The 15,087-nt window shown below is 59.6% G+C and carries 13 protein-coding genes; 5 read left to right on the top strand and 8 right to left on the bottom strand.

The features are described 5' to 3' along the window. Positions 1 to 57: 57 nt before the first annotated feature. From QMO82_RS01750 to QMO82_RS01715, 8 genes are all read right to left on the bottom strand, one after another. Positions 58 to 2,052, bottom strand: coding sequence for a nucleoside-diphosphate sugar epimerase/dehydratase (locus QMO82_RS01750; RefSeq protein WP_183610146.1), 1,995 nt, complete (start codon positions 2,050 to 2,052; stop codon positions 58 to 60). A 122-nt stretch (positions 2,053 to 2,174) separates the two neighbouring features. Further along, complete coding sequence (locus QMO82_RS01745) at positions 2,175 to 2,741, bottom strand: sugar transferase (protein ID WP_183610234.1); 567 nt, start codon at positions 2,739 to 2,741, stop codon at positions 2,175 to 2,177. 252 nt (positions 2,742 to 2,993) lie between these two features. Continuing rightward, positions 2,994 to 4,286 (bottom strand): plasmid replication protein RepC, encoded by a 1,293-nt coding sequence (repC, locus tag QMO82_RS01740; RefSeq protein ID WP_183610235.1) that lies wholly within the window; start codon positions 4,284 to 4,286, stop codon positions 2,994 to 2,996. A gap of 149 nt (positions 4,287 to 4,435) precedes the next feature. Next, positions 4,436 to 5,488, bottom strand: coding sequence for a plasmid partitioning protein RepB (gene repB, locus QMO82_RS01735; protein ID WP_183610147.1), 1,053 nt, complete (start codon positions 5,486 to 5,488; stop codon positions 4,436 to 4,438). Between the two features lie 42 nt (positions 5,489 to 5,530). Beyond that, complete coding sequence (gene repA / locus QMO82_RS01730; protein WP_183610148.1) at positions 5,531 to 6,745, bottom strand: plasmid partitioning protein RepA; 1,215 nt, start codon at positions 6,743 to 6,745, stop codon at positions 5,531 to 5,533. 310 nt (positions 6,746 to 7,055) lie between these two features. Next, a complete protein-coding gene (locus QMO82_RS01725) occupies positions 7,056 to 7,295 on the bottom strand; it encodes a hypothetical protein (protein WP_183610149.1) in 240 nt (79 codons plus the stop codon). Between the two features lie 129 nt (positions 7,296 to 7,424). Then, positions 7,425 to 9,374: an SARP family transcriptional regulator gene (locus tag QMO82_RS01720; protein WP_183610150.1), complete on the bottom strand. Its 1,950-nt coding sequence runs from the start codon at positions 9,372 to 9,374 to the stop codon at positions 7,425 to 7,427. 26 nt (positions 9,375 to 9,400) lie between these two features. Further along, positions 9,401 to 9,859 (bottom strand): helix-turn-helix domain-containing protein, encoded by a 459-nt coding sequence (locus QMO82_RS01715; protein WP_183610151.1) that lies wholly within the window; start codon positions 9,857 to 9,859, stop codon positions 9,401 to 9,403. Between the two features lie 358 nt (positions 9,860 to 10,217). Between QMO82_RS01715 and QMO82_RS01710 the strand changes: the two genes are divergently transcribed. The 5 genes from QMO82_RS01710 to QMO82_RS01690 all read left to right on the top strand — a co-directional run bounded on the left by QMO82_RS01710 (position 10,218) and on the right by QMO82_RS01690 (position 15,087). Beyond that, positions 10,218 to 11,420: an MFS transporter gene (locus QMO82_RS01710; protein WP_183610152.1), complete on the top strand. Its 1,203-nt coding sequence runs from the start codon at positions 10,218 to 10,220 to the stop codon at positions 11,418 to 11,420. 218 nt (positions 11,421 to 11,638) lie between these two features. Then, positions 11,639 to 12,199, top strand: a complete 561-nt coding sequence (gene msuE / locus QMO82_RS01705) for an FMN reductase (protein WP_183610153.1) — start codon at positions 11,639 to 11,641, stop codon at positions 12,197 to 12,199. 240 nt (positions 12,200 to 12,439) lie between these two features. Then, positions 12,440 to 13,279, top strand: coding sequence for a MetQ/NlpA family lipoprotein (locus QMO82_RS01700; protein WP_183610154.1), 840 nt, complete (start codon positions 12,440 to 12,442; stop codon positions 13,277 to 13,279). 88 nt (positions 13,280 to 13,367) lie between these two features. Beyond that, positions 13,368 to 14,453, top strand: a complete 1,086-nt coding sequence (locus tag QMO82_RS01695; RefSeq protein WP_183610155.1) for a methionine ABC transporter ATP-binding protein — start codon at positions 13,368 to 13,370, stop codon at positions 14,451 to 14,453. Further along, complete coding sequence (locus QMO82_RS01690; protein WP_183610156.1) at positions 14,434 to 15,087, top strand: methionine ABC transporter permease; 654 nt, start codon at positions 14,434 to 14,436, stop codon at positions 15,085 to 15,087. The genes QMO82_RS01695 and QMO82_RS01690 overlap by 20 nt, the downstream gene beginning before the upstream one ends.

The following is a 15,087-nucleotide window of genomic DNA, read 5'->3' as shown; positions in this document are numbered from 1 at the left end:
GAGCGGTTTTCGAACGCGATCCTGGTCTATTGAATTCAGAGCAGGATGATTGGTGTCTCAAGCGGCCGTATTGGTTTCGGCGCCGGTGAAAGCCAGATCCGAGACCTCACCCGTTGACGAATAGCCGGAAACAAGCTCCGCCAACGTCGCACGTGCGGCGATCATATCGTTCCGGTCCAATGCCGCATTGAGAGCGTTGAGCTTTTTCAAAAGCTCCGGCCAGAACAGGAAATCCTCACGCGCCTTCATGATCCGGGGATGTTCGGTTGTTTCCGGATTGTCTCCGATCAGCAGTTCTTCATAGAGCTTCTCGCCGGGCCTCAGACCGGTGACGGAAAGCTCTATATCGCCGTCGGGATTGTTGTCATCGCGGACGGCCAACCCGGAAAGCTCGACCATCTTGCGGGCGAGATCTGCGATGCGAACGGGTTCTCCCATGTCGAGCAGGAAAACATCGCCGCCCTCGGCCATCGCGCCGGCCTGTATGACGAGCTGCGAGGCTTCCGAAATGGTCATGAAATAGCGGGTTATGTCAGGATGCGTCAGCGTAACGGGGCCACCATCCTTGATCTGTTGCCTGAAAAGCGGCACGACGGATCCGGAGGAGCCGAGGACGTTTCCGAAGCGGACCATGGAAAAATTCGTTCGCATTCTGTCGGTCGTCAGTTCTGCTGCGAGCGCCTGCAGAACCATCTCCGCCAGCCTCTTGCTGGCGCCCATCACATTCGTCGGTCGCACAGCCTTGTCCGTGCTGATCAGCACGAAATTCGAGACGCCGCATTTATGCGCCGCGCGGGCGGTGACCAGCGTACCCATGACATTGTTCTTGATGCCTTCCACGGCATTATGTTCAACAAGGGGCACATGCTTGTAGGCGGCGGCATGATAGAGCGTCTGCGGTCGCCAGCTCTGCATGATATGCTCCATGCGATCCTGATCGCGGACGGAACAGAGGATCGGTACGATCTGCAGATTTTCATGTTCGTACAGTTCGGCGAGCTTCCGCAATTCGGCATGGATATTGTAAAGCGCAAACTCGTTCTGATCGAGGAGGATCAGACTGGAAGGCTCGTTGCGCAGAATCTGCCGGCATAACTCGCCGCCGATCGAACCGCCGGCACCTGTGACCATCACCACCTTGTTGCGCATTGCCTTGTCGAGCAGCTCCTGCCGCGGCGCGACCGCTTCCCTGCCCAGCAGATCTTCAATCTCCAGCTCACGAATGTCGGAAACGGCGACACGTCCCTGAGCGAGCGCCGTGAGATCCGGCAATGTGCGAACATTCACCCTGGCTTTGCGGATATGTTCCAGGATTTCGTTGCGCCGCTGCCGCGATACCGATGGAAGAGCAAGCAGCACATTGTGCACGCCAAGAGCCTCGGCGAGCACCGGAAGATCCGAGGGGTCGTAGATCGGCAAGCCACCCATGACACCGCCCTTGAGGCGTGGATCATCATCCAGATAGCCGACGACATTGAGTTCGGCACTGTTGATCAAGGCGCCGGCCAGTTGCCGCCCGGCCGTCCCTGCCCCATAGATCAGCACCTTGGCGAGCATATTCTTGTGAAGGATGCGCTGGTAGGCATCCCCGAGCCAGTAGCGGATACTCAACCTCGACAGCCCGATCGCAATCAACAGCAGAAAGGGCTGGAGGATGCCGACGGTTCTCGGAACACCCGGGACGCTGAGCGCCGTAAATATCGTCATGAAGGCGAAGCCGTAGATCGCAATCGCCTTCAGAACAGTAATGAAAGCAGCCATATTGGCATAGCGGAAGATCGCCCGATACATGCCCATGACGATGAAGATGGGAAGGGCCATACAGAGCGAAACGAAGACCGGCAGCCACTGGACGCCGGTCAGCACCGTCCATTCGTTCAAGCGGAAGCAATAGGCCAGCCAGATCGTCAGAACACAAAAGCTGGAATCCACCAGCAAAGCCAGAGCACGTTTGGCAAACCTCGGCATCGCCAGCAGAGGGGCGACGAGCGCTTGCATCGGCACTAAGAACCGTCCTGAGCGCCGTATCTCAGAGGGAGAATTTTCAGGCATTGCTTACCAGCGTCTCGCAGATCAACAGACAACCACCTTCTTGTCGCTTTCTGCAATGAGCGCAACTGAAATAATCGGAAATCAAGGTCTTCCGCACCGCTTATCTATCAGAAGTAGGTAGCTTAATGCCGTATTCCCTTACGGCGTATGACCTTCTCTGCGGTCAGAAACAGGATGCGCATGTCGAAATCGAATGAACGCCGCTCAAGATATTCGACGTCGAATTTCACCTTCTCCGGAATCGGCAACTCGTCGCGGCCGTTGATCTGCGCCCACCCCGTCAATCCGGGCAGGAGCGTATCGACGCCATGGGCTGTCCGCAACTCTATCAGATCATCCTGATTGTAGAGCGCTGGCCGGGGGCCGACGAAACTCATTTTCCCCTTGAGGATACACCAGAGTTGCGGCAGTTCGTCGAGGCTGGATTTGCGCAGAAACGAGCCGATGGGGGTCAAAAACCGATCCGGATTTTCGAGCAGATGCGTGGCAACTGTCGGCGTGTCGACGCGCATGCTGCGGAATTTCGGCATCAGGAAGATCTGGTTGAAACGGCCGACACGTTTTGACCAATAGAGTATCGGTCCCGGCGAGGTAAGACGAACACAAAGAGCGACAATAAGGATGGGAGCGAGCAGGATTACCGACGCAACGACAGCCAGAAAAAAATCCACCGCCCGTTTCAAACCCATCTTCCGCAGCTCTTCCCTTGCCTCACCGGCGGTCTTCCCGCCATTTGCGTCGTTGCCCTGCCGTATCGTCAAAAGGCGTTTCGCGTCAACTGCAGGATGATATCGTGATTTCTCTTTGGTCGGCCTTGGCGCGGCTATGTAACTCCATGATCTCAAAGCGATAAGCTCCCAATCAGAAGTCATCTCGACCTTCATTTCCGTCACATTTCGTTAACCATAACAGTCTCGTTGAGAAGGTCGTGAAGCGTACCTTCATCCTGTCTTTCCTCTGTGCGGCACATTGATCCGGGCAAGGGCCATCAGCATCGGACCAATGGCGAATTCTCCTCTTTCGGCACGGCGTGTCAGATCGCGGAGATAACCGCCGGCGGAGTTGATGTGCCCTGCCCTTTCGAGAACACAGGCGATGACAGTGGCAGCATTTTCGGGCCCCATGACCTCGCAGGCCTGCTCGTAGGCCGACGGGCTGACGCCGAGCATCGAACGAACGACCACGGCCGCCGCCATGAGATCACGCCAAGTGCCGACCGAGCCCTGGGGTCCATAGGCAGCGATCTCAGGGCAGGCCTGCAGCACCAGCCCCAGCGGGAAGGATTTCAGCGCGCCATTGGCAGCGGAGGCAGATCTTGCGGCTGCGACATGGCCGTTCCCCTCTCCATTTTTCCCTCTTCGACCGATCGGCTCGACTTGACCTGCGGATCGATCATCCGCCGTTGCGCCCTGCTTCGGTTCGAAGCTTGGTTCAAGTTCAGAGATGGAGTCTGGGTTTGAATTCTGTATGTGCCGCTCAGAATGTTGGGCATTGCCGCTTTGATTTTGAGTTTTAACCTGCATTTCCAATTGATTGATGATCTCCTCGCGCAGCATCTCCAATTCCTCAAGCACGGCGGCGACCTGTTCGGCGGACGGTGACCGCGGCAACCGCTCGACAACATCGCGGAAATGCAGGTGGACCCGGTTCCAATCGCCCGCGGCCCCCTCCTCCAATGCCATCTCGATGAGCTTGGCGACGTCGCGCCGGCAAAGCGTCAGGCGCTCTCTGAGCCGCTGCAGATGCAATCGTTCCGCTGCCACTCCCGCTGCCAGCCGTTCGATCTCCTCGGCACGCGCAAGCAGCGGCGCCAGCGAGAAACCGAATGCCTCGCGGAGTTCGCCACCCTGCTCCTTACGGGCATAACGCTTGCCGTTCGGGCTGTCCTTGCGGATCAGCAGCCCCACTTCGATCAGGGTCGCGAGGTGGCGGCGGATCGTCTGTTCTGCCATTCCATGGGCGCGCAAGGAGAGCTGTGCGTTAGAAGGATACACCACAAGCCCATTGTCTTCGGAGATCTCCCCCTTCGGATAAAAGCTCAGCAAGGCGTTCAAGATGGCGAGCGCCCGGTCGGTGACGCCGAGTAGCGGCCTAGCCTCGCACAGGGCACGGTAGAGCTTCCATTTGTCAATTGATTGGCCGGGCTCGATTTTTCGAGCCGCCGCTTGGCTTGCCAACATGCCAAACGTCATCGGCCGCCGCCCAAAGGGCGTCGTCACACTTCCGCTTTCCATTTTCTTCGCCTTCTTCAAGGCAAAAGATCACGGCTCACCAAATTCGGCGCCAAAGACTCTTGACTATGATTCGCGGAAATGTGATTCTCTGGGTGTCTAGATCAGAGAGGGCTTCCGCGACGGCAACGTTCGGGGGCCTTTTCTTTTGCTTATTGATCTCCGTTCTTCGTCAAATCCTGTGTCTTCTCGAACGCCTCGTAGAGGCGATCCAGATTGCTGGCGATATAGGCTCCAAAGGCAGACGCCTTTTCCGCCTTCAGCGCGATGGTGAACTGTTTCCCGTCGTCCTTGATCTTCGCCTTGACCGCGCCGTCCTTGCGCTGCCAAGCGCGAGCTGCCGGCCGAAGCGCCGCTGGGGATGACGCCGGCTGTTGCCTCCTGCCGATGAAGGCGACCAGCATATCGAAGCGGGCATCCGGCTCCGCCGTCTCGAATTCCGCCGATCTGCTGAACTCGATCGCCCGAGCGGAAATGTTTTCGGTCTCGAATTTTACCGACAGATCGTGCCAACGGTCACGACCGGTGGTCTTTGCCGCACCGATCGCCGTCAGGACTTCGGCGGGGATCCGCTTGGTGACGGACAGCATCTTGGAAACCGTCGTCTTGTCGGCGCTGAGCGCCGACATGATCGTTTCCCGGTCGAAACCCAACCTGTCGAGTTTGTCGGCGAACATCGTCCTCTCGATGAAAGAGAGATCGGCGCGCGCCGAATTCTCCTGGCCCTGCGCGATGACGTGGTCGCGATCGTCGAGCTTTTTGACCACGGCGCGGACAGATCTGCCGAGTTCCTTGGCGGCGCGGGCGCGACGGTGGCCGAAGGCGATCTGATATCGGCCGTCCTTCTCAGGATGCGGGCGAACGAGGATCGGCGAATCCTGGCCACGCAGGCGGATCGCCTCGACCAATTCGCGAAACTGTTCGTCGGTATGGGCCAGCCGGTCCATCACGAAGGAATCTTCGATCAGGGCAGGGTCGAGATCAATCACCGTCTCACCGGTCGCCAGCTTCTCCTCGATCGCTTTGGCCGCATCGGCCTTGGCAGCCAGCGCATCGATACTGCGTGTGACGGCACCAAGAGCGCCGATCCCTTTATAGGTGATCTGCTGTTTCTCATCCCTATGGACGGCTTCGTCCTCACTGTTTACCGCGGTAAACTTCTTGGAATCGTCCATCAGGCCGGAAAGGAGATTCTTACGCGCCATCAGCCCACTCCTTGCCTCGGTTTACCGCAGTAAACTTCTCGGTCATTTCCGCCCCCAGGCCTTGTGAATGAGATCGCCGATCTCATTGTTGACGGCATCCATCGCCTCCATGGCACGGTCATAGGTGGCGCGGGTAAACTGGCTCCGCTCGACCTCGTAAAGCGTCTGATTGGTCATCGCCGCATCGGAGATCGCGACACTGCGCAACATCGGATTGGTCAGCACATGGTTCTTGAACATCGAACGCATGAAGGCGACCATCTGCGTCTGCGGCCCGTCCTGCGGATCGTAACGGGTCACGAGATAACGCAGCCAGTCGAGGTTCATGTCGCCGCCGGCGCCTTTCAGCGTATTCAGCACCTCGCCGAGCATCTGCAGGAACTGGCACATCGACATGACATCGAGCATCTGGGGATGAACGGTGATCAGAACCGCCGTTGCGCCGCAAATGGCGCTCATCGTCAAAAAGCCGAGTTGGGGAGGGCAGTCGATGATAACGACGTCGTAATCGTCGGCGACCGAGGACAGCGCCTCGTCCAGCCGCGCGAAGAAGACGCGCCCATAGTCGCCTGCCTTGCCTTGAGCAAGCACGCGCGGCGTCTCATGTTCGAATTCCATCAGCTCGAGATTGCCCGGCACCAGATGCAGGTTCGGGAAATTCGTCGGCCGGATGATCTCTCGGAGTGGCCGCCGCTGATCGTCATAGCGGATGGCGGCGTAGAGCGTCTCATTCTCGTTGACGTCGAACTCTGGCTGAAAGCCGTGGATGGCAGAGAGGGACGCCTGCGGGTCGAGGTCGACGGCAAGAACACGGTGACCGGTCAGGGCAAGGTGCTGGGCAAGATGCGCGGCACTCGTTGTCTTGCCGCTACCCCCCTTGAAATTGACGACGGCGACGACCTGCAGATGCTCGTTGCCGCGGCGATGACGCACGTAATGTGTTCCGGCGCGGGCATTGTGCTCCAGAAAGCTGCGCATCTCTTCCATCTGCTCCGCCGTATAGGATCGGCGGCCCGATGGTGTGACCTGAGGAAGGACACCCTTGCCTTCCAGTGACAGATTGCGAAGATAGCCGCTGGTAACGCCGAGAAACCGCGCCACTTCGGCAAGCTGAAACTCCCGCAGTCCCTTCAGCGCGCGCGGCGGGAACATTTCGAGCCGATGCTGCTTCAGCTTGTCGGAGAGTTCCTGTGCCTGACCAATGATCAACTGGTCGACATCGGAAATTGCTTTTTCTATCTGCGGTGCCATATTCATGGAAATCTCGAAAATGCGATTTAAAAGCCCTGCGAGCTTTGAAAGCGCATTTAGCGCCGATTCTGGAAGAGTGGCAAGGCAAATAGGGTTAACAAGACCCTACCGCCGGCTTGTCCAATCTTTTTCAAGGGCTTGGACATCCACCCAATGGTGCTGTCGGCGCAGCAAACCGCGATTTTTGGGCCGAATCGGCGGAACAAGGACCGCATCGGCATCATAGCCGATCGGAAAAAGCTGGAATCGAAATATCGATGCGTGCCGGTTGTTTGCGGTAGAGCGGCGACGGCGAGGCGTCGACAGTGACGGCCGTTCAGTGCCGTGTGCCGAGCAGATAACCGTCCTGGCCGTTTTCTTGAGAAAAGGACACGCCGCGTCTGTCGAGGTCCTGCAGCAAGGCGCCGAGCGCAAGGTCCAGGCAATAGGCAGAAAATTCGGCGTTCAGGTCTCTGGCGTTTTCTCTGGCATAGGCGACGAGCCTGGCGAGCGATACCAGCTCCTTGAGCTCTTCTTCACTTTTCGGCGCGAGCGTTGCTTCGGCGGCGTCGTGCATTGAGAATTCCCCAGCTTCTCATGCCGGCGCATGCCGACAGAGCAAAGGCAGCTTAATCCTCTTGAACGAAAGACGCGCGTGACAGAGGCGTGACAGGATCTGTCGGCTTACACTTGTCGGCGTCAGACTTCAGAAACCTGCCCGGCGCAACGCCTCGCGATACTGTTCCTTCTGCCATTGCTCCTTGAAGGGAACGACGGAAAGCCATTTGTCGACATCGAAATCCGGATAGATCTCGCGCACCTTGCGCATATAGATACGCGCGTTTTTCATATCGCCGAGCATGGCCCAGCACGCAGCCGAAAGCCGGTCGGCCGGCGTGCGGTCGTCCATCAGGGAAATCTGCTCGAGCGCCTCGGCATAATGGCCGAGGGCGAAATTCGCGCCGGCTGCCGTCCAGAGATAGTCGGTCGGGCTCAGCGGGTTGAGCGAGATGGCCCGCTCGATCTTGGTCAATGCATCGGCAGGACGCGACGCATGGACGAGCGTATCGGCATAACTCGCAATTCCGTCGGCATAATGCGGGCTCAGCTCTTCCGCGAGCTTCAACGCCAGGACGCTTTCATCAATCTCCCCGAGATAAAGTTTGGCAACGCCGAGCTCACGAAAGCCGGCAGCAAACGAAGGATCGGCGACGATTGCCCGGTTAGCATAGTCCTCCGCAAGTCCGAGCAACTCGCTGTCGCCGCGGGCCGTCAGCAGCCACTCGACGAGAAACGTGCGCGACAATCCGCTGAGCGCAGGAGCGAAATGGGCGCTGTGTTGAAGCGCCTCGCGGAAGGCCTTTCGGGAGCGGCGCACATCGGGGAGGGCAAGCCGCTTCACATCCCTCAGACCGAGAAGGTAGCTGTGATAGGCGGCCGAATTACCCTCGAAGGAATCGCGCATGGTTTCATGCCGGCGGACCTGCCCGGCAAGCTCCCTGGCGATCTGCCTGGCGATGTCGCGCCGGTGGCTTATCAATTCGTATTTCTCGAGGCTGAAACGCTCGGCCCAGATGACCTCATCGCTGCCCGTGTGGATCAGCTGGACAAAGAGCGCGGGGACGCCCGTATTGTCGGTCAGCCTCGTGTCGAGAACATAAGAAATCGAATGACGCTGGATCAGCTCAGCCTTGTCGGCATTGCGTGCGATCCGATCGGCCGTATGGGGCGCCACCACCGAAACCGTATTCAGTGCGCAAAGCCCGATGGTCACGTCCTCGATCAGCGCTCCGGAGAGCATCGGCAGGGCACCGACCGCATGCGTCCCGCCCGGCGGCAGCAGAACCAGACGGGGCAGGGGACCGGGAACTCGAACGACGCCGTCGCTCAGCGGCACCGCCGCGCTTTGCGGTGGTGGACCGCCGGCAAAGATTTTGCGGATCTCTCCCAGCGCCTGGACGTCAAGGCCGATATCGAATGCGCTTTCCAGCTCATTCTTGTTCGTCTCGAAAAGCCGGCGCGCTTTCTCCAGCTGTCCTTCGGACTCATAGGCCTCGAGAAGGATACGCCGAATGTTTTCGTCATCCGGTGCCTCGCGGAAAATCCTGAGCGCCGCCTCCTTGATCAGGCTCACATCTTCTCGCGACCGGGCCGTCGGCAGCGCCGTCTTCAGCGCATCCACCAGAACTGCCATGTGCCTGTCGCGCTGGCTGGCGATCCATTGCCGCGTACTGACGCTTTGGTCGGCGAGCCCCGCCAGGAAATCCTGGCTAAGGATCGCAACCAGCCGCCGCAGCTTGCCAAGTGCGCCTTCGCCGCCGGGGTTGGCGAGTTCGGAGAGGTCATCGACAAATGCATCCGGCCTGACCCGCACACCGGTCGTCGTGAAGACCAGAAGCTCGGTGCCGAGCTCGGCCTGACGCGCCTGAATGCGCGATATGGTCTTGCGCAGGTTGGCCATGATGTCAGAATTGTCATGGCTGTCCCACAAGAACCGCGCCAGCGCCGAGCGCGGATATTCACTCCCGGCCCCATCTCGCAGATCACGGTCCAGCAGATAACAAATTGCCAACAGGCCCTTTTCCGGGAACGCCGCTGGTTGCCCAGCCGGATCGATCAACCGCAACTCACCAAATGACTCGAGCCTCAGCTTCATGCGGATATTGCCTGCCGACTGCCTGACTATTCTCCGAGCGGAACAGTGATATCCGCAACGGGGGCGCCCCATGTTACACCGCGGCTTTCCGCCTGCGCCATCGCATTCACCAGTGCGATGATCGTTTCACGGACATTCCGGTCGGCGATCTTCAGAAAGGCGCGATTGAGCACCAATCCCTCTTTCGTTCGCAGGAATTCGGCGACCGGATCGGTATTTGCGGGCAGATCCAGCCCTTGCAACGTCAACGGCTCGGAATTTTCCTGCTCAAAGAAAAAGCTTGGCGACGTGTGAAGCACATCGGCGATTCGCTGCAGACGGCTCGCGCCGATGCGGTTGATGCCCTTCTCGTATTTCTGAACCTGCTGAAAGGTCACGCCGATTTGCTCGGCAAGCCGTTCCTGGCTCATTCCGAGCAGCTGCCGACGCATTCTTATGCGCGCTCCGACATAGCCGTCTATTGCATTCGGTGTCTTGACATTCATCGCGTGTTTTCAGCCTCGATCGCATTTTCAATCAGCGCAGCTGTAGTATCACCCGCCCCGGTTTTCCATGGTTGTTTTCACATGTCATACTATATGTGCAGTGATCGCGGCTGACTGTGGTATGAAAACCCCCGTCCGGCAAGCGGCCAAGCCAGGCAGGAATCAGCGGCAAAAAGGGGCAAATCGAACAAAAGCCGTACCGATCCTGATGAAACTGGGCTGTGATTGCCCGCCGGCTTAAGCTAAATGCATTTCAGCGACCGTCGCTTGATCATCTCCCCAGCCCCGATCGCCCGAAATCCATCGAACAAAAGCGACGCGGCACGGCAACCAACCGGGCCGTCCAGGAGGAATGTCCATGGCAACCGTTGCCGAGCGCGCGCCCCGTTTCGAAAAAACAACGATGTCCATCCTGATGGCGGTGAGCTTCTGCCACATGCTGAATGACATCATGCAGTCGCTGCTCGCCTCGCTCTATCCGCTCTTCAAGGCGAATTACGATCTCGATTTCGTGCAAATCGGCCTTCTGACCATGACGTTCCAGGTCACCGCTTCGCTGTTGCAGCCGCTGGTCGGCGTCGTCACCGACCGCTGGCCGATGCCCTATTCACTGCCGGTCGGCATGGCGAGCACCTTCTGCGGCCTGATCCTGCTCGGCAATGCCGGCAGTTTCGAGCTGCTGCTCGTTGCCGCCAGCCTGATCGGCTTCGGTTCGGCCGTCTTCCATCCGGAATCCTCGCGCGTCGCCCGCCTTGCCTCCGGTGGCCGCCACGGTTTCGCGCAATCGTTTTTCCAGGTGGGCGGCAATGCCGGCCAGGCGATCGGTCCGTTGCTCGCCGCCTTCATCGTGCTGCCGCTCGGCCAGCACAGTGTCTCCTGGTTCGCCGCCATCGCCATGGTCGGCATGGTCGTCTTGAGCTGGGTGGGCAATTGGTACATCAGCCACAGGCGTGAAAATGCCAGCAAGCCGGTCGTGAGCCGGACCCTGCCGCTGCCGCAGAACAGGGTTGTCTGGGCGCTCGCCATCCTCGTGCTGCTGACAGCGACGAAGAACGTCTACATGGCGAGCGTTTCGAGTTATTTCACCTTCTATGTCATCGACAAGTTCGAGCTCGGCGTGCAGCAGGCACAGCTGATGCTCTTCCTCTTCCTCGGCTCGGTCGCCGTCGGCACTTTCCTCGGCGGGCCGATCGGCGATCGCTTCGGTGCCCGTTTCGTCATCTGGTTCTCGATCCTCGGCGTCATTCCTTTCGCCTTGCTGCTGCCCTATGCCAACCTCTTCTGGACGGGCGTGCTCAGCGTCGTCATCGGCCTGATCTTCGCTTCCGCCTTCTCGGCGATCGTCGTCTTCGCGCAGGAACTGGTGCCCGGGCGCGTCGGGCTGATTGCCGGCGTCTTTTTCGGCTTTGCGTTCGGGGCAGGGGGGCTGGGCGCAGCGCTGCTCGGCGATTTCGCCGACACCCACGGCATCGATTTCGTTTATCGCATCTGCTCCTACCTGCCGCTGCTCGGTCTCCTGACGGTCTTCCTGCCGCGCATCCCCAAGCATAAATCGGTCTAGGTCGGTCGCCTGCAGATGATGCATCGAGCCCGGATATCCCTGGGAAATTCCGGCTCGACGCATCATGCGGTTTCGTACGTCGCTAGCGCGACAGGCACGAACGTATTTTTCTCCTCATATGGGGAAGAGGGATCACCATTCCTTTAATCCACTATTTTTATAGATAATATTCGTCGGAGAATGACATCGGTTTCGGCACGATATTGGAAGGAAATGGCATGTCTGCTCACAAACTGGTCGGCCTTGCGGGTAGCTTCAACCGCCCCTCGAAGACCTTCGCGCTCGTCGAAAACGTCGCCGGTCTCGCCGGCGAGAGATACGGCTTCGACAACACCATCTACGACCTGACCGATGTCGGCCCCTCGCTTGGCCAGGCGCTGCGACGTGACGACCTCGACAGCCGCGCCAAGGACGTCATCGACGACATCGTCAATGCCGATGTGCTGGTCATCGGCGCACCGACCTATAAGGGCAGCTATCCCGGCCTCTTCAAGCATCTGATCGACCTGATCGACCCGCATGAGCTGCGCGCCAAGCCGATCATCATCACCGCAACCGGCGGCGGCGACCGGCACGCGCTGATGGTCGAGCATCAACTGCGCCCGCTCTTCGGCTTCTTCATGTCGCACACGCTGCCGACGGCCGTCTACGCTTCCGATCGCGACTTCACCGATTACCGTGTCTCATCCGAACAGCTTTCCAAGCGGATCGGGGAAGTCATCGGCGAGCTCTCAGCCTTCTTTCCCAGCCGGAATCAAGCGCTTATCGCTGCCGAATGAAGAGTTCGCAATAGCTTGAAACGGCGCCGCGGAGGCGCCGTTTTCGTTTTTGGACCACCCTTCTCTCGTCGTCATAGTTCACAAATTTGATGGAAATTTATCCTGCCGATATCAATGGCAGGGCAAGAGTTTTTCCGACCCTTCGTCCACATCGGACATTCGTGCTTCGCTACCGATGCGCGCATTTGCGATGATCAGCCTGGTCGGGGTATGGCCCCACTCAGTCAGACGGGATAAAAAATGACCAAGAACAAAAATCTTCACGGCTTCCACCTTTCGCGCCGCGCGGCTCTTGCCGCCGTCGCCGTTTCCGCTGCTACACTCTTTGCCTTCGCAGCACCCGCTCCTTCCTTTGCCGAGGACAAGTCGATCAAGGTCGGCATCATGGCCGGCGAGGAAGAGGACATCTGGCGCGTGGTCGCCAGCGAGGCGGCCAAGAAGGGTCTCAAGATCGAGACCGTTATTTTCAACGATTATACGCAGCCGAATGAAGCGCTGGAGCGCGGTGAGGTTGACGCCAATGCCTTCCAGCATCAGCCCTATCTCGACAACCAGATCAAACAGCATGGCTACCATATCACCCGCGTCGGCTATACCGGCGTCTGGCCGATCGGCCTCTATACCAAGAAATACAAGTCCGTCGCCGAGATCCCCGAAGGCGCTGTCATCGGCGTGCCGAACGATCCCTCGAATGAAGGCCGGGCGCTGCGTGTTCTCCAGAACGAAGGCCTGATCAAATTGAAGGGCGGCACCGGCATTCTCGCGACCGTCGCCGACGTCACCGACAATCCGAAGAAGATCGAAATCAAGGAGCTCGATGCCGGTATCGTCGGCCGGTCGATCGACGATCTGGATGCCGGTGTCGTCAATACCGACTGGGCGCTGAAGAGCGGTCTTTCGCCGGCCGAGCGCATCGCGCAGGAGCCGATCGCCGACAATCCGTACCGCAACTTCATCGCCGTCAAGGACGACAACAAGGATGCCGACTGGGTCAAGACGCTTGTGTCTTCCTATCAGAACGACACCGTCAAGGCCGAATTCGACAAGGTCTACAAGGGGACGGGTCTCAGCGCCTATTGATCCGAGAGAGGGCCGGGGTTAAGGCCTGCGAGAGGCGGTCCGGGCGTTCCTTGCCCGGACCGCCTTCAGTGTTTGTAAGGAAAAGCATATGAATTCCCTTGTTTCCGCCACAGCGATCGAGACGCAGCCGCAAGCGGCGGCCGAAGAGGTGGTGAAGCTGACCGACGTAAAGCGGCGGTTCGGAGCCACGCCGGCACTCGACGGTATTTCGCTGACGGTGAAGAGGGGTGAGATCCTCGGCATCATTGGCCGCAGCGGCGCCGGCAAATCGACGCTTATCCGCTGCCTGAACGGCCTGGAGCGCGCCGACAGCGGCGAGATCCTGATCGAAGGCCGCGATATCACCAGACTTCAGGAACAGGATTTGCAGCCGTTGCGTCGCCGCATCGGCATGATCTTCCAGCATTTCAACCTGCTTTCCGCCAAGACCGTCGAGGAGAATGTCGCGCTGCCGCTGAAGATCGAGGGCGTTGCCAAGAACGAGCGCTTGAAACGAGCGCATGAGCTGCTCGATCTCGTCGGCCTTGCCGACAAGGCGAAAGCCTATCCCTCATCGCTATCCGGCGGCCAGAAACAGCGCGTTGGTATCGCCCGGGCGCTGGCGGCACGCCCGGCACTGCTGTTGTCCGACGAGGCGACATCGGCGCTCGATCCGGAAACGACCCGGTCGATCCTGGCGCTGCTTAGGGATATCAACCGCAAGCTCGGCCTGACCATTCTGCTGATCACCCACGAGATGGAAGTGGTGCGCGGCATTGCCGATCGCGTCGCCGTCATCGATGCCGGGCGGATCGCCGAGGAAGGACAGGTCTGGTCGGTCTTCGCCAACCCGCAGGCTGACATCACCGGGAGCCTGCTCGGCAGCATCCGCCCGCAGCTTCCCGATCACATCGCCCGACGGCTGTCGGTAACGACAGGAAGCGAGGCGATCCTCAGTGTCGATCTCGCCGGACCTGAAGCGCAAGGCGCGCTGTTTGCCGAGCTCTCGGCGGCGCTGCCGCATTCCTTCCGCCTCGTGCACGGCGGCATCGACCACATCCAGAACCAGCCGGTGGCAAGGTTCTTCATCGCCGTTCCCACGCGCGATCCCGCGCTTGCCGGAAAGGTCGAACAATTCCTGACGGCCCGGTCCGCCCGGGTGGAGGTGCTTGGTTATGACACCGATCATGCTTGAACTGCTGGTCCGCTCCCTCTGGGAGACGATCCTGATGACCTTCGCCTCGGGAGTGATCTCGCTCGTCGCCGGCCTGCCGCTCGGCCTTGCCCTTGTTGTCACGGCACGCGGCGGCATCGCTGAAAACCTCTGGATCAACCGCGGGCTCGGCGCCGTCATCAACGGCTTCCGCTCGGTACCCTTTATTATCCTGCTCGTGGCGCTGATCCCGCTGACGCGGCTGATCGTCGGTACGGCGCTCGGCACCTGGGCGGCCATCGTGCCGCTCGCCATCGCCGCGACCCCCTATTACGCCCGCATCGCCGAAGTGTCGCTGCGTGAGGTCGACCGCGGGCTGATCGATGCGGTACGCGCCATGGGCGGCAACCGGTGGACGATCATCCGCGAGGTGCTGGTGCCCGAAGCGCTGGCCGGCATCGTCGCCGGTTTCACCGTCACGCTGGTGACGTTGATCGGCGCTTCGGCGATGGCCGGCGCAATCGGCGCCGGCGGCCTCGGGGATCTCGCCATCCGCTATGGCTATCAGCGCTTCGAAACCAGCGTGATGATCGCGGTGGTGGCAGTGCTCATCGTCCTCGTCTGCGGCATTCAGTGGTTTGGCGACCGGCTCGTCGCCAAACTGGACCGGAGATAA

The organism is Rhizobium sp. BT04 (genome assembly GCF_030053135.1).
In the GTDB taxonomy this organism is placed as follows: domain Bacteria; phylum Pseudomonadota; class Alphaproteobacteria; order Rhizobiales; family Rhizobiaceae; genus Rhizobium; species Rhizobium binxianense.
The sequence above is the reverse complement of the archived record's forward strand: the minus strand, read 5'-3'. Positions and strand labels throughout refer to the sequence as shown.

Bases quoted from the DNA above. Each gene is read 5' to 3' on its own strand.
- QMO82_RS01750 (WP_183610146.1), bottom strand. From the start codon at position 2,052: ATGCCTGAAAATTCTCCCTCTGAGATACGGCGCTCAGGACGGTTCTTA.
- QMO82_RS01745 (WP_183610234.1), bottom strand. From the start codon at position 2,741: ATGGGTTTGAAACGGGCGGTGGATTTTTTTCTGGCTGTCGTTGCGTCG.
- repC (WP_183610235.1), bottom strand. From the start codon at position 4,286: ATGGAAAGCGGAAGTGTGACGACGCCCTTTGGGCGGCGGCCGATGACG.
- repB (WP_183610147.1), bottom strand. From the start codon at position 5,488: ATGGCGCGTAAGAATCTCCTTTCCGGCCTGATGGACGATTCCAAGAAG.
- repA (WP_183610148.1), bottom strand. From the start codon at position 6,745: ATGAATATGGCACCGCAGATAGAAAAAGCAATTTCCGATGTCGACCAG.
- QMO82_RS01725 (WP_183610149.1), bottom strand. From the start codon at position 7,295: ATGCACGACGCCGCCGAAGCAACGCTCGCGCCGAAAAGTGAAGAAGAG.
- QMO82_RS01720 (WP_183610150.1), bottom strand. From the start codon at position 9,374: ATGAAGCTGAGGCTCGAGTCATTTGGTGAGTTGCGGTTGATCGATCCG.
- QMO82_RS01715 (WP_183610151.1), bottom strand. From the start codon at position 9,859: ATGAATGTCAAGACACCGAATGCAATAGACGGCTATGTCGGAGCGCGC.
- QMO82_RS01710 (WP_183610152.1), top strand. From the start codon at position 10,218: ATGGCAACCGTTGCCGAGCGCGCGCCCCGTTTCGAAAAAACAACGATG.
- msuE (WP_183610153.1), top strand. From the start codon at position 11,639: ATGTCTGCTCACAAACTGGTCGGCCTTGCGGGTAGCTTCAACCGCCCC.
- QMO82_RS01700 (WP_183610154.1), top strand. From the start codon at position 12,440: ATGACCAAGAACAAAAATCTTCACGGCTTCCACCTTTCGCGCCGCGCG.
- QMO82_RS01695 (WP_183610155.1), top strand. From the start codon at position 13,368: ATGAATTCCCTTGTTTCCGCCACAGCGATCGAGACGCAGCCGCAAGCG.
- QMO82_RS01690 (WP_183610156.1), top strand. From the start codon at position 14,434: ATGACACCGATCATGCTTGAACTGCTGGTCCGCTCCCTCTGGGAGACG.